Genomic DNA, 22,369 nt, shown 5'->3' on the forward strand with positions numbered 1-22,369 from the left:
CGCGGCGCTCACCACACGACGCCGCGGTCGACCACCAGGTTGGCGCCGGTGACCGAGCGCGCGGCGTCCGAGGCGAGGTGGAGCAGCTGCTCGGCGACCTCCTCGGGCGGCATGAAGCCGGGCATGACGGACTGGCTCTTCGCGATCAGGTTCCAGTCGGTGTCGGCGGGGAGGCCGTGGGCGGCAGCCTGGATCATCGGGGTGTCGATGCCGCCGGGGGAGACGCAGTTGACCCGCACGCCCTTGGTCCCGAGCTCCACCGCGAGGGAGCGCATGCCGAGGAGCAGTGCGGCCTTCGACGCGCAGTACTGCGCGTTGTAGGGCTGGCCCATCACCGACGAGATCGACGCGACCGAGACCACGTTGCCCTTGCTCTCCACGAGCGCCGGGGCGAACGCCTGGGCGAGCAGGATCGGCGCGAGGGCGTTGACGTCGAAGTGCTTCCGCAGGCCGGCCGCGGTGAGCTTGCCGAGCTCCGCGAACTGCTGGATGCCGGCCACGTTGCACAGCACGTCGAGCCCGTCGAGCTCGGCGAGCGCGTGCTGGACGAACGCGTCGCGGGCGTCGTCGTCGGCCAGGTCGCACGCCGCGATGCCGTCGCCGGCGACCACGTCGGTGGCGACGACCCGAGCGCCCTCCGCGCGGAAGAGGTCGACGACGGTGCGGCCGAGGCCGCCGCTGGCGCCGGTCACGACGACCCGCTTGTCCGTGAAGCGCTGCGCGCGTTCGGTGTGCATGGCCGGAATACTAGAACATGTTCTATTTCTGCGGGAAGCGTGACAGAGTGCCCGCGTGCAGGTCGGCATGACGCTCCCCGTGATGGAGCCGGATCTCCCCTCGGATCTGGCGGGCATCCTCGAGGCCTGGTCGCGCACGATCGACGCCGGCCCCTTCTCCTCGCTCTGCTTCGGCGAGCGGATGGCCTTCGACAACCCCGACGCGTCGACCCTGCTCGGCGCCGTCGCCGCCTGGACCTCGCGGGTGCGGGTCACCACGACGGTCGTCGTGCCGCAGCTGCACCACCCGGTGCTCCTGGCCAAGAGCCTCGCCACCGCCGACCAGCTGTGCCGGGGGCGGCTCAGCGTCGGGGTCGGGGTGGGTGGCCGCGACGAGGACTACCGCGTCGTCGACGCCGATCTCGGCACGAAGCGGATGGGCGTGATGGCCGACGCCGTGGCGACCATGCGCGCGGTGTGGGCGGGCGAGCGGGTCGCGGACGCCGTACGACCGGTGGGGCCGCCGCCGGTGCGCGACGGTGGTCCCGAGATCCTCGTCGGGACGATGGGCGAGCGGACGATCCGGCACGCCGCGGGCTGGGCGGACGGGCTCGCGGGCGTCACGCTCGCGGCCGACGCAGCGGAGGTCGAGGCGCTCTTCCGGCTCGCCCGCGACGCCTGGGCGGAGGTCGGGCGGGCGGAGCCGCGGCTCACGACCTCGTTCTGGTTCGCGGTCGGCGACGACCCGCGCGGGCAGGTCCACCGGCACCTGCGCCACTACATGAACTGGCTGCCGCCGGACCTGGTCGACGCCCTGGCCGCGACCGCCGGCTTCGCGGGCACCCCGGCCGAGCTGCGCGACCACCTGAAGCGGTTCGAGGACACCGGGTGCGACGAGGTCCACCTCATCCCCACCAGCTCCGACCTGAGCCAGGTCGAGCGCATCGCCGAGATCCTCTGAGAAGGAGCACGCCGTGGAGAAGATCGACCTGCTGGTCTGGGACGACGAGGCCGCCGGGCGCGCGCCCGGCCTCGACGTCGCCGGGCTCCGGTCCCTGCAGGTGTCGGTCGCGGCCGACCTGCCCGGCGCGACGTTGCTGATGGGTCGGGGCGCCGAGCTCCGTGCCGTCGTCGAGCTCTGGGTCGACTCGGTCGACGTCTGGCGCGACGTCGTACGCCAGGTGCCGGGGGACGCCTACCTCGTCACCGAGTCGGTGCCGCAGCCCGTCGCCGAGGGTGACTGGCTCACGCACTTCACCTGGTTCCCCAAGCCCGAGCGGCTGGGAGAGGAGGAGTTCTTCCACGGCTGGCACGAGGTGCACACGCCGTCGTCGGCGAAGCTCCACCCGTTGCGCCAGGGCTACGTGCGCGACGCGGTCGCCCGCACGCTCACTCCGGGATCACCACCGGTGCGCGCCATCGTCAGCGAGTACTTCGACGAGGCCGTCTACCTCGACCCGGCACGCCTCTTCGGCGGCCCGGAGACGCTCACCGCCACGATCGAGGAGCTGCCGCTCTACGCCGACCAGGCCGACATCTCCAGCTGCCCCGTCAGGCGTCGGTCGCGGCCCTGAGGATCAGGTCGACCATCGCCCGGTTGCCGTCGCTGGTGAGGTGCACGCCGTCGCCGGCGAAGTAGCCGGGGTGGCCGTCGGCCGCGTGGTGGAAGTCGACGACGCGGACGTTGGGGTAGTCGCGGGCGACGGCCTCGATCGCGTCGACGCTCGTGCTCTCCCAGGTGCGGTTGACGTGGGGGGTGATGAGGAAGATCCGCGACCACGGATGGTCCTCGCAGAAGTCCGCCAGCGAGTCGACGTCGATCCCGCCGTTGGTGCCGATGCCGAGGATGTAGTTGCCCCCGAGCCGGTTGTACTGCGCGTAGGAGCGGGCGATGTCGAGCCCGGTCCAGGGCTGGCGGCCGACCTCGGCGTTGATCGTGACGTGCGGCAGTTCGGAGCCCAGCAGCGGGGCGATGTCGATCATGATCGAGTCGCCGATCGCCACCGTGTCGCGCCCGATCAGCGGAGCGGCCGGGTCGGGCCGGTGCTTCGGCTCGTGCTGGTGGGCCGCCATCGGGACGGACCGACCGGTGTCGCTGCCGACGGGCGCCGAGCCCGTCACGACCGTGGTCGGACCGTGGTCCTTCGGTGCCGGGGTGTTCACCCCGGCGAGCGCGAGGCAGGCGAGGAGCGCGGGCGACACGGCGAAGACGAAGGCCGGTCGCCGCCAGCGCCGCGGCAGCCCGCGGATCCCGCTCGTGACGGTGCGGACGACACGGCGCAGGCCGTGGCGTCGTACGGGACCCTCGACGAGCCGGTAGGAGACCTCGGACAGCGCGAGCGTCACGAGCACGATGGCCAGCGCGCGGCCGCCGGAGAAGTGCCCGATGTTCTGCGCTGTCGAGAGCGCCACCAGCACCGGGTAGTGCCAGAGGTAGACCGAGTAGGAGCGTCGTCCGAGCGCCCCGACCGGTCCGTTGTCGACGTGCACCGCCACCCGTGAGACGGCGGTCGCCTGCAGCGACAGGATCATGCCGGCGGAGGCGAGCGCCGCGAGCAGGATGCCGCCGCGGTAGGCGAGGGCGGAGGTGTCGGGCAGCGCCATCGCGAGCAGCGCGAACGCCCCCGCCGAGCAGGCGAGCGCGAGCCAGGCCCGCCTTCCCTCGAGTACGACGGCCAGCCGGTCGGGCACCCGGGCGACGTCGTCCTCGGTCAGGTGCAGGGCGAGCGCGAGGAAGGCGCCGATCAGCAGCTCGCCCATCCGGGTGTCGGTGCCCATGTAGCTGCGGTTGGGGTCGAGCGGGTCGTAGAGCACCGCCATCAGGATCGAGGAGGCGAGGATCGCCGCGCCGACGGTGGCGAGGATCCGGTCGCGGCGCCGGATCAGCAGGAGCATCGCGATCAGCACCACCGGCCAGACGACGTAGAACTGCTCCTCGATGGCGAGCGTCCAGAGGTGGGCGAGCGGCGAGGGCAGGCCGAAGGAGTCGAAGTAGGAGACGTCGTGGAAGATCATCCACCAGTTGCTGGCGTAGCCGAGCGCTGCGAACCCGTCACCGCGGACCTTCGTGAGCAGGTCGGGGGCGAAGATCATCGCGCCGGCCAGGCAGACCACGACCACCGTGTAGGCGGCGGGCAGGAGGCGGCGGAGCCGGCGCACCCAGAACGCGCGGAGGTCGGCCGTGCCGGTGAGGTCGATCTCGGCGAGCAGCAGCCGGGTGATCAGGTAACCCGACAGGACGAAGAAGAGCGTCACGCCCAGGAAGCCGCCACCGAGGTGCGGCGCCCCGAGGTGGTAGCCCACGACGGTCGCGACGCCGAGCGCGCGCAACGTGTCGAGGCCCGGCACCCGGTCGGTCTGCCGCCCCGAGCGGCCCCGGACGTCCGAGGGCATGACTGATCCCGTCCTTCCTCAAGCTCCTTCAGGGGTGGCCACAAGAGCGTGAACGCCCCGTCCCCACAGGGCATTGTGACTCCGTCGACCATGGTCCATGGGCCGAACCGCCGCATTGAAGTCGGGAAGAGCGATCGCGGACGTGTTCCTGCTCACCCCGACGGGAGCGATACCTTGCGAGCGTGCTCGACCGGCTCGCCGACCTCACCTGGCGCCACCCCCGCAAGATCCTGCTCGCCGCCCTCCTGTTCGCGGCGGTGGCGGTCTTCTTCGGACACGACGTCGAGCACCACCTGAAGGCGGCCGGCTTCACCGATCCCGCCTCGGAGAGCGAGCGGGCGGGCGAGGTGCTCGCCGACTCCCTGGGCTACGACGCCGAGCCGGGACTCGTGGTCCTCCTGCGCGACCCCGACGGCGCAGCCATCGACACCAGCGATCCTGCGGTCGTCGCCGAGGTGGGCCGGCTGGTGGAGGAGGTCCGGGGCGCCGACTACGTCGGGCACGTGACGAACCCGCTCGACCCGGCGACGCCCGCGCCGGACCTGGTCGCCGCCGACGGCCGTTCGATCGTGCTGCCGGCCAGCCTGTCGACGACCGACCTCGAGGACAAGGGCGGCCTGGCCGACGAGTCCGTGCGCGCCCGGGTCCGCTCCGAGATGTTCGACGTGAGCTACGGCGGGTTCGCGCCGTCCTTCAACGAGGTCAACGACCAGACCCGCAAGGACCTCACCAACGCCGAGCTGATCGCGTTCCCGCTGCTGGCGATCCTGCTGCTCCTCGTGTTCCGCAGCGTGGTCGCCGCCGCCGTCCCCCTGGTCCTCGGCATCCTCTCGATCGTCGGCACCCTCCTCGCGCTGCGCGTGATGGCCTCGTTCGTCGACACCTCACTCTTCGCCCTCAACATCGCCACCGCGCTGAGCCTGGGGCTCGCGGTGGACTACGCGCTGCTGCTCGTCTCGCGTCACCGCGAGGAGGTGGCGGCGCACGGCCGCACCTTCGAGGCGCACCGCCGGGCCGTGCGTACGGCGGGCCGCGCCGCCCTCTTCTCCGGGCTGACCGTGGCCGGCGCGATGGCGGCGCTGGTGCTGATGCCGCAACGGTTCCTCTACTCGATCGGGGTGGCGGGAGCGACCGTCGGTGCCCTGTCGGCCGTGCTGGCGGTCGTGGTGGTGCCGGCGATCCTCGTGGCGCTCGGCCCGTGGATCGACCGGTGGTCGATCCGGCGCGGGGCATCGGTGTCGGCCGCCTCGGACGGCTGGTTCCGGATCGCCCGCGCCGTGATGCGTCGCCCCGTCGTGACCGCCCTCCTCACGACCTCGGCGCTCCTCGCGCTCGCCGCGCCGCTGCTCGGCACGACCCTGACCGGCCCGAGCGCGCAGGCGGTGCCGCCCGGGCAGCAGTCCTACGCGGTGAACGCCTACGTCGCCGACCACTTCGGCCGCGGGCTGGTCGAGGGGGTCTCGCTCACCGTGACCGGCGGGGCCGACGCGACCACCCTGGCCGGGCTCGCGTCCCGGATCGGCGAGGTCGACGGCGTCGCCGCCGTCGCGCCCTTCACCGAGGCCCCGGACGGCGTGGCCTTCACGACGGCCACGCTCGCGCAGCCGGCCCTGTCGGAGCGGTCGCGCGACGCCGTACGCGACATCCGCGACCTCCCCACCGCCGACGGCACCCGTCTCCTCGTCTCCGGCAACACCGCGCGGTTCATCGACGAGGAGGACAGCCTGGTCTCCAACGCACCGCCGGTCATCGCCCTCATCGTGCTGCTGACGGTCGTGCTGCTCTTCCTGCTGACCGGGTCCGTCCTGCTGCCGCTGAAGACCTTGCTGATGAACACCCTCACCCTCTCGGCGGTGGTCGGGCTCCTCGTGCTCGTCTTCGAGAAGGGGTTCGCGCTCGGCCTCCTGGGCTACCACGGCCCCCACGCGGTCGAGGTCACCAGCCTGGTCTTCATCTTCGCCGTCACGTTCGCCCTCGCGACCGACTACGCGGTGCTGGTCATGGCGCGCATCAAGGAGCTGCGCGACGAGGGGCTGTCGAACGCCGACGCTGTCGCGGGTGGAGTGGCGCGCACCGGGCGGATCATCTCGGCCGCCGCGTTGATGATCGCCGTCGTCTTCCTGGCCTTCGCCGTCAGTCCGGTCTTCTTCATGAAGCAGATCGCGGTCGCGATGGCGGTCGGCGTGATCATCGACGCCACGGTCGTCCGCGCCCTCCTCGTGCCGTCGCTGATGCGTCTGCTCGGGCAGGCCAACTGGTGGGCGCCGCGGCCCCTCCGGGCGCTGCACGACCGCTTCGGGATCCGCGAGGAGTAGTAGTCCGTTAGCACCTGTCAACGATCCCTGTATCCTCAGCGCCATGACCGCCGAGGTGCTCATCGATCCGCCTGATCGGCGCAGCCGCATCCTGCGCGCGGCGGCGCAGCACTTCGCCAGCCAGCCCTACGAGAAGGTCTCCACGGTGGCGATCGCCGCAGACGCGGAGTGCAACCGGGGCTGGATCTACCACGAGTTCGGCTCGAAGCGGGACCTCTACCTGGCGGTGCTGCAGAAGACGGCGAAGGTCCCGTCCCTCCCGCCGCTGACCGGCCTGGTGAGCGGCACCGAGAACTTCGACGCGGCCGTGGCCCAGGTCATCGACCGCTGGCTCGACGGGGTCGGGGCGACGCGGGAGTCGTTCCTCGCGCTGCGGCGCGTGCACAGCGGGTCGCACAGCGACCCGGTCGTCAGCGGCGTGCTCCGCGAGATCGACGAGGGCACGATCGACAACGTCCTGGCCACGGTCATGGACGACCCGGCCCAGGCGTCACCGGCGGCGCGCGCCCTGGTCGCGTGCTTCGGCGAGCTCGCCTGGCAAGCACTGTGGGAGTGGCTGGAGTCCGAGCGGCTCGACCGGGAGCAGGTCCACGCCGTGCTCACCAAGTCGCTGGTCTCCCTGCTCGAGCTGGTGCCACGGGTGCTCGGATGAGGCGGTGGGCGACCCTCCTGCCCGTCGCAGCGCTGCTCCTCCCGGGGCTCACCGCGTGCAGCGCCGACGACCCGGCGCAGGCCGGACCGCCGCGGCCGCAGGACGCCGAGAAGGGCGAGAAGGTCGATGTCGAGGCGTTCCTCGACGAGCTCGAGGGGAGCTTCGACGACGGCGCGACCGCACACGTCACCTTCGCGGTGTCGGGACAGGTGAAGCTGCACGGCCGCGGCTCGGTGGAGTACGGCGACGACGGCATGGACGTCGACCTGCGGCTCGCCGACTGGCAGCCCGGGGGCGGCACGGTCGACCTGCGCACGGTCGGCGACGCCACCTACATGCGGGTCCCGGAGTCGCGGGGCCTGTGGGTCGCGATCGGGGCCGACGACCTCGGCCTGACCGACTCGGTCCTGCAGGACGCCGACCCCCGTGCCCAGCTCGACGGCGCGCGCGACGAGATCACCGAGGTGCGCTACAGCGGGGAGGACACCCTTGCCGGCGCCACCGTCCGCCGCTACCAGGTCGTCGCGAAGGTCGCCGCGAGCGCGGCGCCGGGGGCGAGCGGCCCCGCGGTGACCGACTACTGGTTCGACACCGACGGTCGCGTCGTACGACGGTCGGTCGACCTCGGCGCGTCGGGGTCCGCCTCGTTCACCTGGGCCGACTGGGACACGCCGGTCGACATCGTGGCGCCGCCCGAGACCCGCACCATCACGGTGCGCGAGCTGGAGAAGCTGCGCCGCCGGCAATCTGCCGGTTGATGCGAACGAGGCCCCACAGCCCGTGACTTTTCGGCTAGGGTGCCGTTTGTTTCGACAGGATTAGCACCTGTTAAGAATCTGTCCCGAGCCTTCCGCACCACCCGAGACCAGGGGGTCCAGAGACGTGGCGAACGCGATGGTGGGCGCACGCGGCGCCGTCGACTTCGTCGTCGACCACGCACGGACCGGGGTCGTCACCGCGGGGGAGATGGTGCTCCTCGCGTGGGACTCCGCTCTCGCGGCGGCCGTCGACATCGTGCGTGGGCGGTTCTCCTGGGACGAGTTCTTCGAGCAGGCCTGGTTCATGACCCGGGTCTCGCTGTTGCCGACCATCCTCGTCTCGATCCCGTTCGGAGTGATCGTCTCGGTGCAGGTCGGCGGCGTGGCCGGGCAGATCGGCGCGCAGTCCTTCATCGGCGCGGTCAACGCGATCGGCGTGATGCGGCAGGCTGCGCCGCTGGTCGCGGCCGTGATGATCGCCGGCGTGGTGGGAGCGGCGGTCACCGCCGACCTCGGTGCCCGCACGGTGCGCGAGGAGATCGACGCCCTGAAGGTCATGGGGATCTCCCCGATCCAGCGCCTCGTCGCGCCGCGCCTCGTCGCGGCCGTGATCGTCGGGGTCTGCCTCAGCGCCGTGGTGGCGACCACGGCGATCCTGACCGGCTACGTGCTGGTGGTCGGCTCGGGCTCGGTGAGCTCCGGCACCTACCTCGGCGCCTTCATCTCCTTCGGGCAGACCCTCGACCTGGTGATGGCGGTGCTGAAGTCGGCGATCTTCGGCTTCCTCGCGGTGATCGTGGCCGCGCACAAGGGCCTCCACGCCAAGGGTGGCCCGAAGGGCGTCTCCGACGCGGTCAACCAGTCGGTCGTGCTCAGCGTGATCCTGCTCGCCCTGGTCAACGTCGGGATCACCCAGCTCTACGTGATGCTCGTGCCGCAGAGGCTCGTCTGATGGCGTCGACGCGGCTGGGGGACAGCATCGTCGGGCTCGCCGACGGCGTGATGGACACGCTCGCCAAGATGGGCTCGTTCGGACGGTTCGCGGTCCGTGCCGTCGGCGCCGTCCCGCTGACGCTCAAGCGCTACCCGGGCGAGTACATGCGCCAGCTGACCGACATCGCCTGGGGCACCGGCGCGTTGCTCATCGGCGGCGGCACGATCGGCATCATGGTGCTGCTCTCGGTGGCGGCCGGCACCTCGCTCGGCATCGAGGGCTTCAGCGGCCTCGAGCTGCTCAGCCTCGGGCCGCTGACCGGCGCCATCAACGCCGGAGTCAGCACCCGTGAGCTCGCCCCCCTCATCGCCTCCCTCGCGCTGGCCTCGCAGGTCGGCTGCCGCTTCACCTCGCAGCTGGGCTCGATGCGGCTGCACGAGGAGATCGACGCCCTCAGCGTGATGGCGGTGCCGCCGATGCACTACCTCGTCACCACGCGCGTGGCCGCGACGATGACGGCGATCCTGCCGCTCTACTACCTCGGCCTGATCGGCTCGTGGGTCGCCTCCAAGGGCGTGGTCACCGTCGTCTTCGGGCAGTCGGGCGGCACCTACGAGCACTACTTCAGCCAGTTCCTGTCCGGGCGCGACATCCTGATCTCCACCTTCAAGATCCTCGTCTTCACCCTGATCGTCGCCCTGCTGCACTGCTGGTACGGCTTCAACGCCTCCGGCGGCCCGGCCGGCGTGGGGGAGGCGACCGGTCGCGCGATCCGGGCGAGCATCGTCTCGGTGATCCTGCTCGACATGCTCTTCACCCTGTTCTTCTACGGCACCGATCCGGGCGTCAGGATCTCGGGCTAGCGCATGGGCATCCTCCGCTCCGCGCACCGGGACCCGACCCGCAGCGAGCTCGCCGTCCAGGGGGTCGCCGTGTTCGTCGTGATCCTCCTGCTCCTGGGCGTCCTCGTGGTGAAGCTCCGCGGCGGCTTCTCCGACACCGTGCCGGTCACGGCGGAGATGGAGTCGGTCGGCGGCGCGCTGCGCACCGGTGTCGACGTGAAGATGCGCGGCATGGTCGTCGGCAAGGTGGCCGCCATCGACGGGGACGCCCGACGGGTGCGGCTGTCGATGGAGATCGACAAGGACCAGCTCGGCGAGATCCCCAGGGGCGTCGAGGCACGGGTGCTCCCGGCGTCGGTGTTCGGGACGTCGTACGTCGACCTGACCCTGCCGGCCGGAGCAGACGCCTCGCCCGTGCTCGCTGCGCACGACGTGATCCAACAGGACCAGTCGCAGGGCACCCTCGAGCTGCAGACCGCGCTCGACAGCATCGACTCCCTCGTGGACGCGCTCGGGCCGGCCGAGCTCGCGACGGCGCTGCACACGCTGTCCACGGTGCTGGAGGGGCGCGGCGACGACCTCGGCGTCGCGATCGACACGCTCAACCGCTACACCGAGCGGTTCGCTCCGGTGATCCCGCGCGTGCAGAGCGACCTGCGTCTGCTGGCGACCAACCTCGAGGCCGTCGCGCGCAACGCCCCCGACCTCCTCGACGCCACGGACGACGCGCTCGTCACGCTGCACCACCTGGTCCAGCGGCGCGAGCAGCTCGGGCAGCTGCTGGACGGGGGGCTGCTGCTCGTCCAGGACACCGACGACTTCCTGACCGAGCACGAGACCGACTACCTGCACGCCCTGTCGCTCTCGCAGACGATCGTCGGCGCGGTCTACGACGAGCGGGCCGGCGTGAGCCAGACGCTCCTGGAGACGGGCAACCTGTCCCACCAGCTGCTCTCCACCCTCGAGGACGGCTACGCGCGCGTCGAGGGCTACATCTACCTCCGCGGCCCGGACGACTACACCCGTGCCGACTGCCCCCGCTACGGGTCCGACGCGGGAGGCAACTGTGGCTAGCGCCGTGCGCTTCCGGGTCAAGCCGGTGCACGTGAAGGTGATCGCGTTCTTCACGATCTCCGCCATGCTCCTGCTGCTGCTCGCGAACACCATGGCCGACCGGGTCGACGGCGAGACGCACACCTACAGCGCGGAGTTCGCGGACGTGAGCGGCCTGCGCACGGGCGACGACGTCCGGGTGGCCGGCGTGCAGGTCGGGAAGGTCACCTCCATCGAGGTCGACCAGGGCGAGGACGCCACCGCGAAGGTGGCCTTCACCCTGCAGGCGGACCAGCCGCTCCTGGCCAACACCGAGCTCGTGATGCGCTACCAGAACCTGCTCGGACAGCGCTACCTCTCGCTCGTCCAGCCGGAGAAGCGGGGGCCCGCGCTCGACCCCGGCGCGACCGTGCCGATCGACCGCACCAGCCCCGGGTTCGACCTGACGGCCCTCCTCAACGGCTTCCGGCCGCTCTTCGACGTGCTCCAGCCCGACGACGTCAACAAGCTGGCCGAGTCGGTGATCAAGGTGCTGCAAGGGGAGGGCGGCACCGTGGCGGACCTGCTCGACCAGACGGCGCAGCTGACCAACTACCTGGCCGATCGCGACGACCTCTTCGCCGCCGTCTTCGACAACCTGACGCCGGTGCTGGTCGACCTCGCCGGCCAGGGCAACGAGCTGCGCGGCACCGTGCGCCAGCTGACGGGGTTCATGTCCGGGCTCGCGCGCAACCGCAAGGTCTTCGGCCAGACCATCGACGACATCGCCCACGTCATCGACACCAGCGAGACGTTCCTGCGCAACGTGCGGGCGCCGCTGTCGGCCGACGTACGCAAGGCGGCGGACCTGCTGCACATGTACGCCGCCGAGGAGCCGCGCTTCGCCGACGCGATCGACGGGTTCGGCACGCTGATGGGCACGTTGTCGCGGGTCTTCTCCTACCGCAACGCGCTGACCTTCTACTTCTGCGACCTCGACCTCGACCTCGGGCCGGTCACGGTGCGGACCTCCACGCTGCCCGGCTCCTACTCGGAGGTCTGCCGATGAGGCTGATCAGCCGCGACCAGCCGTTCCGGATCGGCATCGCCGCGTTCGTCGCGCTCGGCGTCTTCGGCCTCGTCGTGCTCGCCATCAGCGTGATCCCGTTCGGCGCGCACACCTACCGGGCCGAGCTGGTGCACACCGCGGGGCTGCGGGCCTCCGAGGGGGTGCAGATCGCCGGCGTCGAGGTCGGCGAGGTGCGCAGCGTGAAGGTGGTCGACGACCACGTGCTCGTGACCTTCACCGTCGACAAGGACATCCACCTCGGCGCGCAGACCGAGGCGTCGGTCAAGGTCGGCACCCTGCTGGGCACGCACTACCTCTCCATCGCGCCGAAGGGCGAAGGGGAGCTGGCCGACGACACCATCCCGCTCGCGCACACCTCGGTGCCCTTCAACCTGCAGGACGTCATCGACGAGGGCACCCACGCGGTCGACCAGATCGACGGCAAGCTCATCGCCAAGTCGCTCAGCGTCGTGGCCGACACCCTGCGGGTGGCGGGTCCCAGGCTCGCGCCGGCGTTCAACGGCATCCAGCGGATCTCGAAGGTGATCACCCAGCGCGAGGGCCAGGTGGCCGACCTGCTGGAGGCCTCGCGGCAGATCTCCGACCAGCTCTCGAACAGCACCGGCGACCTGGTGCAGCTCATGCAGCAGTCCAACCTGGTCATCGACGAGCTCGTCCGCCGGCGCGAGGCCATCCGCAACCTGCTCCAGGACATCGGGTCGATCACGACCTCGATCAACCAGATCATGGACGACAACGAGGCGAGGCTGCGCCCGATGCTGCACGACCTCGACACCGTGGTGGGCGTGCTCACCTCGCGCGACAAGCAGCTCAAGGCGGCGCTGCACAGCCTGGCCGTCACCGCGCGCTACATCGCCAACGCCACCGGGGACGGACCGTTCGTCAACCTGTACTTCCCCGAGGTGCTGCCCGACCACGTCCGCTGCGGCCCGACAGGGGGGTGCTGAGATGCGGCGGATGATCGTCGGCCTGCTCAGCCTGGTGCTGCTCGGCTCGGCCGGGGGCTGCCAGCCGATCGTCGGCGGAAACGACCTGGAGATCACCGCGGTCTTCCAGGAGACGTCCGGCCTCTACGTCGGCAACGACGTCGGCGTGCTGGGAGTGCCGGTCGGCAAGATCACCAGGATCGAGCCGAAGGGCGGCGCTGTCGAGGTGACCATGGAGATCACCGACGACGACATCAAGATCCCCGCCGACGCCGCGGCCGTGGTCGTCTCGCGGTCGGTGGCGACCGACCGCTACGTCGAGCTCACCCCGGTCTACAAGGGCGGCAAGGAGATCGCCGAGGGCGCGACCATCCCGATCGAGCGCACCCGCACGCCCGTCGACTTCGACCGCGTGCTCGGCTCCATCTCCGACCTGGCCGCGTCGCTCACCAAGTCACCCGGCGTGACCAACAGCCTCCGGGAGGTGCTGCAGGTGACGGCCGCGGCCTTCAGCGGCAACGGCGACGACCTGCGCGGAGCCGTGAGCGGGCTGGCGGACCTCGTCGACACGGTGCACGGCCAGCGCTCCAACATCTTCGCCACCATGGCTTCGCTCGACCACCTGGCGGGTGGCCTGGTGAAGAACCAGAAGCTGGTGCGCACCTTCGTCCAGAACCTCGGCGGTGCCATCGACCTGCTCAACAGCGAACGTGGCGACATCGCCCACGTGCTGACCTCGGCGTCGGCGACCATCGACCGGATCACGGCGTTCAGCAAGCAGAACCGCGGCACGATCAAGGCCAGCCTGGCCGACGTGCAGTCCCTGATGCGCAGCCTGCTCGACAGCCGGCAGGACCTCGGCGAGACGCTCGAGACGCTGCCCCTGGCCGCGGAGAACATCGCCAACGCGCACACGCCCGAGAACCACATCTGGGTGCGCGGCAACCCGGGCCAGCTGCTCGGCCTGGGCCCGCTGTTCGAGCGGCTCTGCCAGCTCATCGGGCCGGTCTGCAACCTGGCCACCTTCCCCGACCTGGGCGGGATCCTCGGGGGGATCCTGGGCGGGCTCGGCGGCACCGGGGGAGGGCGGACCCCATGAGGCGCTGGCTCACCGGATGCCTGGCCGGGCTGCTCGCCGCCGGCCTCTCCGCCTGCAGCACCGGCTACAAGGACCTCCCGCTCCCGGGGTCCGGGGTCGGGGGCGACACCTACGAGGTCACCGCGGTCTTCGACCAGGCACTCAACCTGGCGCAGGGTGCGCAGGTGAAGGTCAACGGCGTCTCCGTGGGCCGGGTGCAGGACGTGACCGCCGAGGACTTCCAGGCCCACGTGACGATGGACATCAAGGAGTCCACGAAGATCCCCGACGACTCCACCGTCCGGCTGCGCTACGACACCCCGCTCGGTGAGCTGATCGTCCAGGTGACGCCCGGGAGGTCCGCGCACGACCTCGGCGACGGCGACAGCTTCGCCGAGCGTCGTACGACGACGGCGCCCTCGGTCGAGGACGCCCTCGCCTCCGCGTCGATGCTCATCAACGGCGGCCGCCTGGGCGAGCTGCAGACGATCGCCGAGGAGCTCAACACCACCTTCGGCGGCCGGGAGTCGGAGATCCGGGCGAGCCTGGAGCGGGTGACGAGCTTCCTCCACGAGGCCAACGCCAGCAGGGAGGACATCTCGCGCACGCTCGAGGCGCTGCACGCCGTCTCGGCGGTGCTCGCGCAGCGGCGCGGCACGATCCGCAGGGCCCTGCACCAGGTCGGACCGGCGGTCGAGACCCTCGGCAAGGACACCGACAAGGTCGTCGCCCTGCTGACCGGCGCCGAGGGCCTCGCGCGTACGGCGAAGAGGATCGCGCTGCGGGTGGACGACCCGCTGCTGACGATCCTCCACCAGCTCGGGCCGATCGCCGACCAGGTGCTGTCGACGCGGTCGAAGCTGCGGGCCGGGCTCGACGACCTCGTCGCGGTGGCCGATCAGCTGACGCGCACGGTTCCCAGCGACACCCTGCCCCTGCGGGCGCTGCTCCACATCGACGAGACCCAGGTCAACATCCTCGGCGGCGCGCCTCGGCTGCCCGAACCGCCGGTCCGTCCGAAGAAGGGGCAGCTCTACCTGCCCGGCCTCGACCTGCTCCTCGGAGGCCACCGATGATGCGCAAGAACGTCCTCAGCGTCGTCGGCATCGTGTCGGCGTTCGCCTTCTGCCTGCTCTACCTCTTCGGCGTGGCCCTCAGGACGCCGATCACCGAGCCGCGCGTCTACGTGACCGTGAGCCTCCCGCGCAGCGGTGGCCTCTACGAGGGCTCCGAGGTGACCTACCGAGGGGTCCGGGTCGGACGGGTCACCGACCTCCGGCTGACCGACGACGGCGTCGCTGCGAAGGTGCGCCTCGACGGGTCGGCGAAGGTCCCGGCCGACGCGCGGCCGAAGGTGCGCAGCCTGTCGCCGGTGGGTGAGCAGTACATCGACTTCCAGCCGAAGGACGACGAGGGGCCCTACCTCGAGGACGGCGACACCGTCGAGGGGACCGCCGACGACCTGCCGACCAGCCTGGCCACCGCGGCGATCAACCTCAACGCGCTGATCGAGCAGATCGACCCGAAGGCCCTCAAGACCGTGCTGCGGGAGACCGCCTCCGGGCTCGAGGGCACCGCCGACGACCTCCAGCGCATGGTGGTGCAGGGATCGGTGCTCCTCAACGACTTCGACAAGCACTGGGCGATGACCCAGCGGCTGCTCGACAACGGCGACACCCTGCTGCGGATGGGGGAGGACCTCATCCCTACGTTCGACTCGATCACGCGCAACGCCAAGGTCTTCACCGCCTGGCTGCGGACCATCGACCCGGTCCTCGTGCGCCTCCTCGAGAAGGCGCCCGGCCAGATCGAGGAGCTGCGCCGGCTCGTCCACGACGTCGACGGGATCATCGGCGACTACCTCGATCCCTACGTCACGCTGGCCGACTTCGTCGCGGCGCGCGACCCCCACCTGCGCGCGCTGCTGCGCGACTACCCCCGTGGTTTCAAGGCCCTGGCCAGTGCCGTCTACGGCGGCGCGGTCCACCTCAACGGCTTCTTCGAGCACTTCGACTACTGCGGCTACGGCCAGGACGAGCACCCGCCGCGCGACACCGAGCGGCACCCCGCCCAGGACGACGGACACTGCCCGACCAGCTATCCGGCCTCCCAGCGCGGCGCGCAGTGGGCGCCCCCGCCGCTGCGATGAGCACACCCGTGGACACCGACGACAGGACGACGATGACCGACAACCGCTGGCGGGTCGCCGCTGCTGCGCTGGCCGTGCTGCTGGTCGCGGCGATCGCGGGCCTGGTGCTGCTCTGGGGAGACCGGTCCGACGCCCAGGAGCTGAAGGACCACGCGTCGGACGAGGCGGCGGCGACCAAGGCGGCCGAGGAGGTCGTCTACTCGTGGTTGACCTACGACTACCGCACCTACGACGAGGACATGGCGTGGGTGACCGAGGACGGCACCGACTCCTTCCAGGAGCAGTACTCGCCCGAGGCGCTCACCGGGCTGCGCAAGAAGATGATCGGGCCGCGGAAGCTCATCAGCCAGGGCCGGGTCGTGAAGTCGGCGGCCACGTGGGAGAAGGACGGCAAGGTCGAGGTGCTCGTCTTCACCGACCAGACGCTGACGGACAAGGACATCCGCAGCAAGGACGGCCAGGCCCTGCACGCCCGCAGCGGCGTCGAGCTGACGATGGTGCGCGAGCACGGGAAGTGGCTCGTCGACGAGCTCGTGCAGCTGCAGTTCGAGTGAGGCGCCCGGGTCGCCCGGTACGGTGACCCACCATGGAGCACACGCCGCGGATCTGGGGCGGCACGACACTGGCCGAGCGCCAGAAGGACCGTCGCGCGCGCCTGCTCCAGGCGGGTGTGCGGCTGATCGCCGCCGGCGGCGGACAGGCCGTCAGCGTGCGGGCGGTGTGCCGCGAGGCCGGCCTGACGTCGCGGTACTTCTACGAGCACTTCCAGGACCGTGACGAGCTCACCGTCGCGGTCTTCCAGACGCTGGCGGAGGAGGGCCGCGAGGCGATCCTCGCGGCCGTCGCCGAGGCCGCGTCGTCCCGCGACCCGCGTGCGGTCGCGGCCGCGGCCGTCGACGCGGTCGTCGGCCTGGCGCTCGACGACCCGGACCGCGGCCAGGTGATGTTCGTGGCGCCGACCACCGACCCGCTGCTCTTCGAGGCGCGCGACCGGTTCTTCCCGGTGATCGCGGAGATGATCGCCGACCAGATCCCCAAGCGCGACAGCCCCGCCCAGCGCCGGCTGAAGTCGGCCAGCCTGGTGGGCGCCCTGAGCCACGACTTCTTCCTCTACGTCAGCGGCCGTCTCGACGTACCCCGCGAGGTCTTCGTGCAGCACTGCGTCGACCTGCTGCTCACCGTTGCATCGATGCGCGCGAGCCGCCGCTAGCACCGTGACAGCGGGACTGTTACAGTTCTGCTGTCAATGTGAGTACGGAGGTTGTCAGATGGATTTCGAGCTTCCCGATTCGGCCCTCGCCGTTCGTGACGGCGTGGCCGCGGTCGCCGCGAAGTACGACCACGCCTACTGGTCCCGCTGCGAGGAGGAGCACCGCTTCCCGCAGGAGGCGTACGACGACCTGGCGGCCGGCGGCTGGTTCGGCCTCGCGGTCCCGGAGGAGTACGGCGGCGGGGGGCAGGGCCTGCTCGAGCTGGCCGTCGCCAACGAGACCCTCTGCGCCTCCGGCGGTACCGCCGGCTCGTTCTTCTACATCACGACCCCGGGCTTCGGCGGCATGACCATCACCCGCCACGGCACCGAGGAGCAGAAGCAGCGGATCCTGCCCGGCCTCGCGACCGGCCGGTCGCAGTTCTGCCTCGCGCTCACCGAGCCCGACGCGGGGAGCAACGCGCTGGAGATCACCACCTCCGCGCGTCCCGACGGCGACGCCGGCTCCGACCCGGACTGGTTGATCAAGGGTCAGAAGGTCTGGATCTCCAACGTCGAGAACGCCGAGTGGATGGTGGCGGTCACCCGCACCATCCCGGCCGCTGAGGCGCGGCCCCGCACCGCGGGGTTCACGCTCTTCCTCATCGACGTGAAGCAGGCCCTCGCCGACGGCACGCTCACCTTCCAGCCGATCCCGAAGATGGGGTCGAACATCCTCTACTCGAGCCAGGTCTTCCTCGACGACGTACGCGTGCCGGCGGAGAACGTCATCGGCGAGGTCGACCAGGGCTTCGCGGTGCTCTGGGACGTGCTCAACCCCGAGCGCATCCTCGCGGCGGCCGGCGGCATCGGCGCCGCCGACGCCGCGTTGCAGGTGGCCTGCGACTATGCCCGCGAGCGCGTGGTCTTCGGGCGGCCGATCGGTGCCAACCAGGCGTTGCAGTTCCCGCTCGCGCAGATCAAGGCGAAGGCCGAGCTCGGCCGGCTGATGACCTACAAGGCCGCCTGGCTCTTCGACCGGCACCAGCCCTGCGGGTCGGAGGCCAACATCGCCAAGCTGACCGGGGCGCAGGTCGCGTGGGAGGCCGCCAACCAGGCCTTCCAGACGCTGGGTGGGATGGCCTACAGCAAGGAGTACCCGGTCGAGCGGATGTTCCGCGACGCCCGGATCGGCAAGAACATCCCGGTGGCCGAGGAGCTGGTGCTGGCGCACATCGGCACCCAGGCGCTCGGCCTCCCGAAGAGCTACTGAGGCGCGACATGGCCATGGACACCGACGCGCGGACGACCGCCGAGGACATCGACGCGCTCCGCAAGTACATCGACGGCATCACCGCGCTCTACGCGGGCGGCGCCAACGTCATCATGCAGCTGGGCTGGCCCGAGGTCGGTCGCGGTGTGCTCGAGTCGAAGGTCGAGGACGGCCGGACCGACCGGCACCCGGTCAAGCGGGCCCGGACCACCTTCACCTACCTGTCCGTGGCGCTCCTCGGCTCCGACGACGAGCGCGCGGCCTACCGGCGCGAGGTCAACCGGCAGCACGCCCAGGTGCGCTCGCCGGGCGGCACCGCCGAGAGCCCGGTGAAGTACAACGCCATGGATCCCGGGCTGCAGCTCTGGGTCGCCGCCTGCCTCTACTGGGGCATGGAGGACATGGTGCAGCGGCTGCACGGACCGCTGGACGAGGCCACGCTCGACCTGCTCTACCGTCACGGGGCGCGCCTCGGCACCACGCTGCAGGTCCGGGAGGAGATGTGGCCGGCCGACCGCGCCGCGTTCGAGGTCTATTGGCAGCAGGGCCTGAGCCGGGTCTCCTTCGACCCCGAGGTGCGGCGCTACCTGCTCGACGTGGTGCTCGGCTTCCACGCCTTCCCCAAGGTCCTGCAGGTGACGCTCGGCCGCTTCGCGACCTTCATGAACATCGGCTTCCTGCCCGCGCCGGTGCGCGCCGCGATGGACCTGCCGTGGGACCGCCGCCAGCAGCGGCGCCACGACAGCGTCGTGCGCGTGACGCGGGTGGTGAGCCGCTTCCTGCCGTCGTTCGTCCGCAGCCAGCCCTTCCCGCTGCTGCTGTGGGACCTCCGCCTGCGACGGCGGTTCGGCCGCAAGCTGATCTGACCCCGTGGCGGTGTGGTTGGGTGGGCCACCGTGAGCGAGATCGAGAGCGCTGGGACGCCTGCGGGCCCGATCGCGTACGTCCGCCGTGGCGCGGGTGAGCCGCTGCTGCTGATCCACGGCGTGTCCGGCCACCACGGCATGTGGGGCGAGTCCTTCCTCGCCGCGGTGGCCGAACGCTTCGACGTGGTGGCCTTCGACCACCGCGGGATCGGCCGGTCGTGGCGGGTCGCCGAGGAGTTCACGGTGGCCGACCTCGCCGGTGACGCGGTCGCCCTCCTCGACCACCTCGGCTGGGAGAGCGCGCACGTGCTGGGCGCGTCGATGGGCGGCGCGGTCGCGCAGGAGCTGGCGCTGGCGCATCCTTCGCGGGTCCGGCGGCTGGTGCTCGGCTGCACCTGGGCCGGCGCGGACGCGCTGGAGGAGACCTTCGGCGAGCACGCCCCGAACTTCATGGCGTCGGCGACCTGCGGACAGCGCCGGCTCGCGCTCGACCTGATGGTCGAGGCCAACCTCTCGCCCGGCTTCAGCGCCGGGCCCGGACGCTACGAGGAGTTCGCCGCTGCCGCGGTCTCGGTGCGCGTCCCCGGCCCGGTGACGGTGTGGCAGATGCAGGCGGCCCAGGCCCATGACGCCCGCGACCGGCTGGGAGCACTCACCGCGCCGACGCTGGTCCTGCACGGCACCGGCGACACCGTCGTACGGCCGGGCGCGGGGGAGCGGCTCGCCTCGCTGCTCCCCGACGCGAGCCTCGAGCGGTACGACGGCGCGGGACACCTCTTCTTCTGGGAGCAGCCCGAGCGTGCCGCCGCTGCGGTCGTCGCGCACCTCCTGGGGCGCCCGTCACAGATCTGAGCCTCGGCCGGTCACTGACGTGATCGGTCCTTGACGGTCAGATCACATTGACACCGGGACTGTGACAGTCCTACTGTCAGCGTTATGCGCGACATCTTCGAGGCAGAGCACGAGGACTTCCGGCAGACGGTGCGGACCTTCTTCGAGAAGGAGGTCGTCCCCCACCACGACCAGTGGGAGCGCGACGGCATCGTCCCGCGCGAGCTCTGGCTGAAGGCGGGCGAGGCGGGGCTGCTCTGCTTCGACGTGCCGGAGGAGTACGGCGGTCCCGGCATCGACGACTTCCGCTTCAACGTGATCGTCTCGGAGGAGCAGACCCGGTCCGGCGCCAACGGCCCCGGCTTCTCGGTGCACACCGACATCATCGTCCCCTACCTCACCAGCCTCGCGACCGACGAGCAGAAGCAGCGCTGGCTCCCGGGCTGTGTCAGCGGCGAGCTCATCACCGCCATCGCGATGACCGAGCCGGGTGCCGGCTCCGACCTCCAGGGCATCCGCACCACCGCCGTCGACCAGGGCGACCACTACCTGCTCAACGGCTCGAAGACGTTCATCTCCAACGGCATCAACGCCGACCTGGTGATCGTGGTCGCGCGGACCGATCCCGAGGCCGGCCACAAGGGCATCAGCCTGCTCGTGGTCGAGCGCGACATGCCCGGCTTCGAGCGGGGCCGCAACCTCGAGAAGGTCGGCCTGCACGCGCAGGACACCTCCGAGCTCTCCTTCACCGACGTCCGCGTGCCGAAGGAGAACCTGCTCGGCGCGGAGGGCTCCGGCTTCATCTCCCTGATGATGAACCTCCCGCAGGAGCGGCTGATCATCGCCTGCCAGGCGGCCGCGGCGTGCGACGGCATCGTGGAGATGTGCCTCGACTACGCCAAGACCCGGCAGGCGTTCGGCAAGCCGATCGGCAAGTTCCAGCACAACCGCTTCCTCATCGCCGAGATGCACACCGAGGCGACCATCACCCGCACGTTCATCGACGACTGCGTGCGCAAGCACGTGAAGGGCGAGCTCGACGCGGTGGGCGCCTCCCAGGCGAAGTACTGGGCCACCGAGCTGCAGAACAAGCTCGTCAACCAGGCCGTCCAGCTGCACGGTGGCTACGGCTACATGCTGGAGTACCCCATCGCCCGTGCGTACCTCGACAGCCGCATCTCGACGATCTACGGCGGCACCACCGAGGTGCAGAAGGAGATCATCGGCCGCAGCCTGGGGCTCTAGCCGGTCCGAGCCCTCGCTGCGTCGTTGTCAGCGTGACCCCAGGGTCACTCTGACAACGACGCGCCGGGTCGGTCAGCTCTTCAGGGCCGGGAGCACCTTGTCGCCGTACGCCTGGATCATCGCTTTGTAGTGCGGGCCCATGTTGGCGACGTAGACCTCGTCGAAGCCGGCCTCGAGGTAGGGACGGAAGGCCGCGACGTGGCGGTCGACGTCGGGACCGCAGACCGTGCTCTCGCGGATCGACTCCTCGGTGACGAGGGTGCTCGCCTGCGCGAAGTGCTGGGGCGAGGGGAGCACCTGTGCGAGCTCGCCCGGCAGGCCGGCGTTGGGCCAGAGGCGGTGGGCGTGCCCGGCGCCCTCGTCCTCGGAGTCGGCCCAGGCCACCTTGAAGCCGGCGGCGAGCGGCTTGCCGGCGCCGTCGCGGCGGAAGGCGTCGACGACCTCGCCCTCGGGGCTCATCGTGATCAGGCCGTCGCCGATGCGGCAGGCGACCTCCGCGGCCCTGGGGCCGAAGGCGGAGACGTAGACGGGCGGCGGGTCGTCGCGGCGCGTGTAGATCCGTGCGTTCTCGACCGTGTAGTGGGTGCCGTGGTGCTGGACGGCCTCGCCCTTCCAGAGCTCGCGCATCACCTCGACCGCCTCCTCGAGCATCTCCAGGCGCACCTTCTCGGGTGGCCAGGCGTCGCCGAGGATGTGCTCGTTCAGCGCCTCGCCGGTGCCGATGCCGAGTCGGAACCGTCCCTCGAGGAGCACGTGGGAGGTGGCCGCGGCCTGGGCGATGACCGCCGGGTGGATGCGGACGGTCGGGCAGGTGACGGCGGTGGTCACCGGCAGCCGGGTGACGCGGGACAGGGCGCCGATCATCGACCAGACGAAGGCGCTCTCGCCCTGCTCGTCGTTCCAGGGGTGGTAGTGGTCGCTGATCCAGAGCGCCTCGAAGCCGGCCTCCTCGGCGAGGACGGCCTGCTCGAGGAGCTCGTCGACGCCGTACTCCTCGCACGAGAGGAAGTAGCCGATCAGGGGTGCGGACATGGGCGGGCTCCTTCGCGAGGGGACCCTGTCGACGTACCCGATCGGCCC

22 protein-coding genes are annotated in these 22,369 nt (G+C 71.0%); 19 read left to right on the plus strand and 3 right to left on the minus strand.

Annotated elements, in window-relative coordinates:
* Positions 1-8: 8 nt before the first annotated feature.
* Positions 9-737, minus strand: a complete 729-nt coding sequence (locus tag ACAX67_RS04760) for an SDR family NAD(P)-dependent oxidoreductase (protein ID WP_370702663.1) — start codon at positions 735-737, stop codon at positions 9-11.
* Positions 738-792: 55 nt separating this feature from the next.
* On the opposite strand from ACAX67_RS04760, the gene ACAX67_RS04765 reads away from it, so the two are divergent.
* The gene (locus ACAX67_RS04765) at positions 793-1,677 is read left to right on the plus strand and encodes an LLM class flavin-dependent oxidoreductase (RefSeq protein WP_370702664.1); all 885 of its coding nucleotides are present in this window, start codon (positions 793-795) and stop codon (positions 1,675-1,677) included.
* A 13-nt stretch (positions 1,678-1,690) separates the two neighbouring features.
* Complete coding sequence (locus ACAX67_RS04770) at positions 1,691-2,290, plus strand: hypothetical protein (protein ID WP_370702665.1); 600 nt, start codon at positions 1,691-1,693, stop codon at positions 2,288-2,290.
* Here the strand turns inward: ACAX67_RS04770 and ACAX67_RS04775 are convergent.
* Positions 2,268-4,109, minus strand: a complete 1,842-nt coding sequence (locus tag ACAX67_RS04775; protein WP_370702666.1) for an acyltransferase family protein — start codon at positions 4,107-4,109, stop codon at positions 2,268-2,270. The genes ACAX67_RS04770 and ACAX67_RS04775 overlap by 23 nt on opposite strands.
* Before the next feature lie 182 nt (positions 4,110-4,291).
* Here ACAX67_RS04775 and ACAX67_RS04780 point away from each other — a divergent pair, with 182 nt between their 5' ends.
* The 17 genes from ACAX67_RS04780 to ACAX67_RS04860 all read left to right on the plus strand — a co-directional run bounded on the left by ACAX67_RS04780 (position 4,292) and on the right by ACAX67_RS04860 (position 21,289).
* Positions 4,292-6,424 carry an MMPL family transporter gene (locus tag ACAX67_RS04780; RefSeq protein WP_370702667.1) on the plus strand — a complete coding sequence of 711 codons (2,133 nt, stop codon included), beginning with the start codon at positions 4,292-4,294 and terminating at the stop codon, positions 6,422-6,424.
* A gap of 43 nt (positions 6,425-6,467) precedes the next feature.
* On the plus strand, positions 6,468-7,076 hold the full coding sequence (locus ACAX67_RS04785; protein ID WP_370702668.1) for a TetR/AcrR family transcriptional regulator: 609 nt from the start codon (positions 6,468-6,470) through the stop codon (positions 7,074-7,076).
* Positions 7,073-7,834: a hypothetical protein gene (locus ACAX67_RS04790; protein WP_370702669.1), complete on the plus strand. Its 762-nt coding sequence runs from the start codon at positions 7,073-7,075 to the stop codon at positions 7,832-7,834. The genes ACAX67_RS04785 and ACAX67_RS04790 overlap by 4 nt, the downstream gene beginning before the upstream one ends.
* Positions 7,835-7,958: 124 nt before the next feature.
* On the plus strand, positions 7,959-8,786 hold the full coding sequence (locus ACAX67_RS04795; RefSeq protein ID WP_370702670.1) for an MlaE family ABC transporter permease: 828 nt from the start codon (positions 7,959-7,961) through the stop codon (positions 8,784-8,786).
* The gene (locus tag ACAX67_RS04800; protein ID WP_370702671.1) at positions 8,786-9,631 is read left to right on the plus strand and encodes an MlaE family ABC transporter permease; all 846 of its coding nucleotides are present in this window, start codon (positions 8,786-8,788) and stop codon (positions 9,629-9,631) included. Before ACAX67_RS04795 ends, ACAX67_RS04800 begins: the two co-directional genes overlap by 1 nt.
* Positions 9,632-9,634: 3 nt before the next feature.
* Positions 9,635-10,684 carry an MCE family protein gene (locus ACAX67_RS04805; RefSeq protein WP_370702672.1) on the plus strand — a complete coding sequence of 350 codons (1,050 nt, stop codon included), beginning with the start codon at positions 9,635-9,637 and terminating at the stop codon, positions 10,682-10,684.
* Positions 10,677-11,711, plus strand: coding sequence for an MCE family protein (locus ACAX67_RS04810; protein ID WP_370702673.1), 1,035 nt, complete (start codon positions 10,677-10,679; stop codon positions 11,709-11,711). Before ACAX67_RS04805 ends, ACAX67_RS04810 begins: the two co-directional genes overlap by 8 nt.
* Complete coding sequence (locus ACAX67_RS04815; RefSeq protein WP_370702674.1) at positions 11,708-12,679, plus strand: MCE family protein; 972 nt, start codon at positions 11,708-11,710, stop codon at positions 12,677-12,679. The genes ACAX67_RS04810 and ACAX67_RS04815 overlap by 4 nt, the downstream gene beginning before the upstream one ends.
* A 1-nt stretch (position 12,680) precedes the next feature.
* Positions 12,681-13,757, plus strand: a complete 1,077-nt coding sequence (locus ACAX67_RS04820) for an MCE family protein (protein ID WP_370702675.1) — start codon at positions 12,681-12,683, stop codon at positions 13,755-13,757.
* Positions 13,754-14,812: an MCE family protein gene (locus ACAX67_RS04825; RefSeq protein ID WP_370702676.1), complete on the plus strand. Its 1,059-nt coding sequence runs from the start codon at positions 13,754-13,756 to the stop codon at positions 14,810-14,812. Before ACAX67_RS04820 ends, ACAX67_RS04825 begins: the two co-directional genes overlap by 4 nt.
* On the plus strand, positions 14,809-15,885 hold the full coding sequence (locus tag ACAX67_RS04830) for an MlaD family protein (protein WP_370702677.1): 1,077 nt from the start codon (positions 14,809-14,811) through the stop codon (positions 15,883-15,885). Before ACAX67_RS04825 ends, ACAX67_RS04830 begins: the two co-directional genes overlap by 4 nt.
* Positions 15,886-15,893: 8 nt before the next feature.
* Positions 15,894-16,439 (plus strand): hypothetical protein, encoded by a 546-nt coding sequence (locus ACAX67_RS04835; protein ID WP_370702678.1) that lies wholly within the window; start codon positions 15,894-15,896, stop codon positions 16,437-16,439.
* A gap of 32 nt (positions 16,440-16,471) precedes the next feature.
* A complete protein-coding gene (locus tag ACAX67_RS04840) occupies positions 16,472-17,095 on the plus strand; it encodes a TetR/AcrR family transcriptional regulator (protein WP_370702679.1) in 624 nt (207 codons plus the stop codon).
* Positions 17,096-17,153: 58 nt separating this feature from the next.
* Entirely contained in the window at positions 17,154-18,347 is a 1,194-nt protein-coding gene (locus ACAX67_RS04845) for an acyl-CoA dehydrogenase family protein (protein WP_370702680.1), read from the plus strand.
* 8 nt (positions 18,348-18,355) lie between these two features.
* The gene (locus ACAX67_RS04850) at positions 18,356-19,213 is read left to right on the plus strand and encodes an oxygenase MpaB family protein (RefSeq protein WP_370702681.1); all 858 of its coding nucleotides are present in this window, start codon (positions 18,356-18,358) and stop codon (positions 19,211-19,213) included.
* A gap of 30 nt (positions 19,214-19,243) precedes the next feature.
* A complete protein-coding gene (locus ACAX67_RS04855) occupies positions 19,244-20,065 on the plus strand; it encodes an alpha/beta fold hydrolase (protein WP_370702682.1) in 822 nt (273 codons plus the stop codon).
* A gap of 84 nt (positions 20,066-20,149) precedes the next feature.
* Positions 20,150-21,289, plus strand: coding sequence for an acyl-CoA dehydrogenase family protein (locus tag ACAX67_RS04860; RefSeq protein WP_370702683.1), 1,140 nt, complete (start codon positions 20,150-20,152; stop codon positions 21,287-21,289).
* Positions 21,290-21,361: 72 nt separating this feature from the next.
* Here ACAX67_RS04860 and ACAX67_RS04865 read toward each other — a convergent pair whose 3' ends face one another.
* Positions 21,362-22,321 (minus strand): TIGR03557 family F420-dependent LLM class oxidoreductase, encoded by a 960-nt coding sequence (locus ACAX67_RS04865; RefSeq protein WP_370702684.1) that lies wholly within the window; start codon positions 22,319-22,321, stop codon positions 21,362-21,364.
* Between the last annotated feature and the right edge of the window lie 48 nt (positions 22,322-22,369).

The sequence above is a fragment of the Nocardioides candidus genome (assembly GCF_041321175.1).
In the GTDB taxonomy this organism is placed as follows: Bacteria; Actinomycetota; Actinomycetes; order Propionibacteriales; family Nocardioidaceae; genus Nocardioides.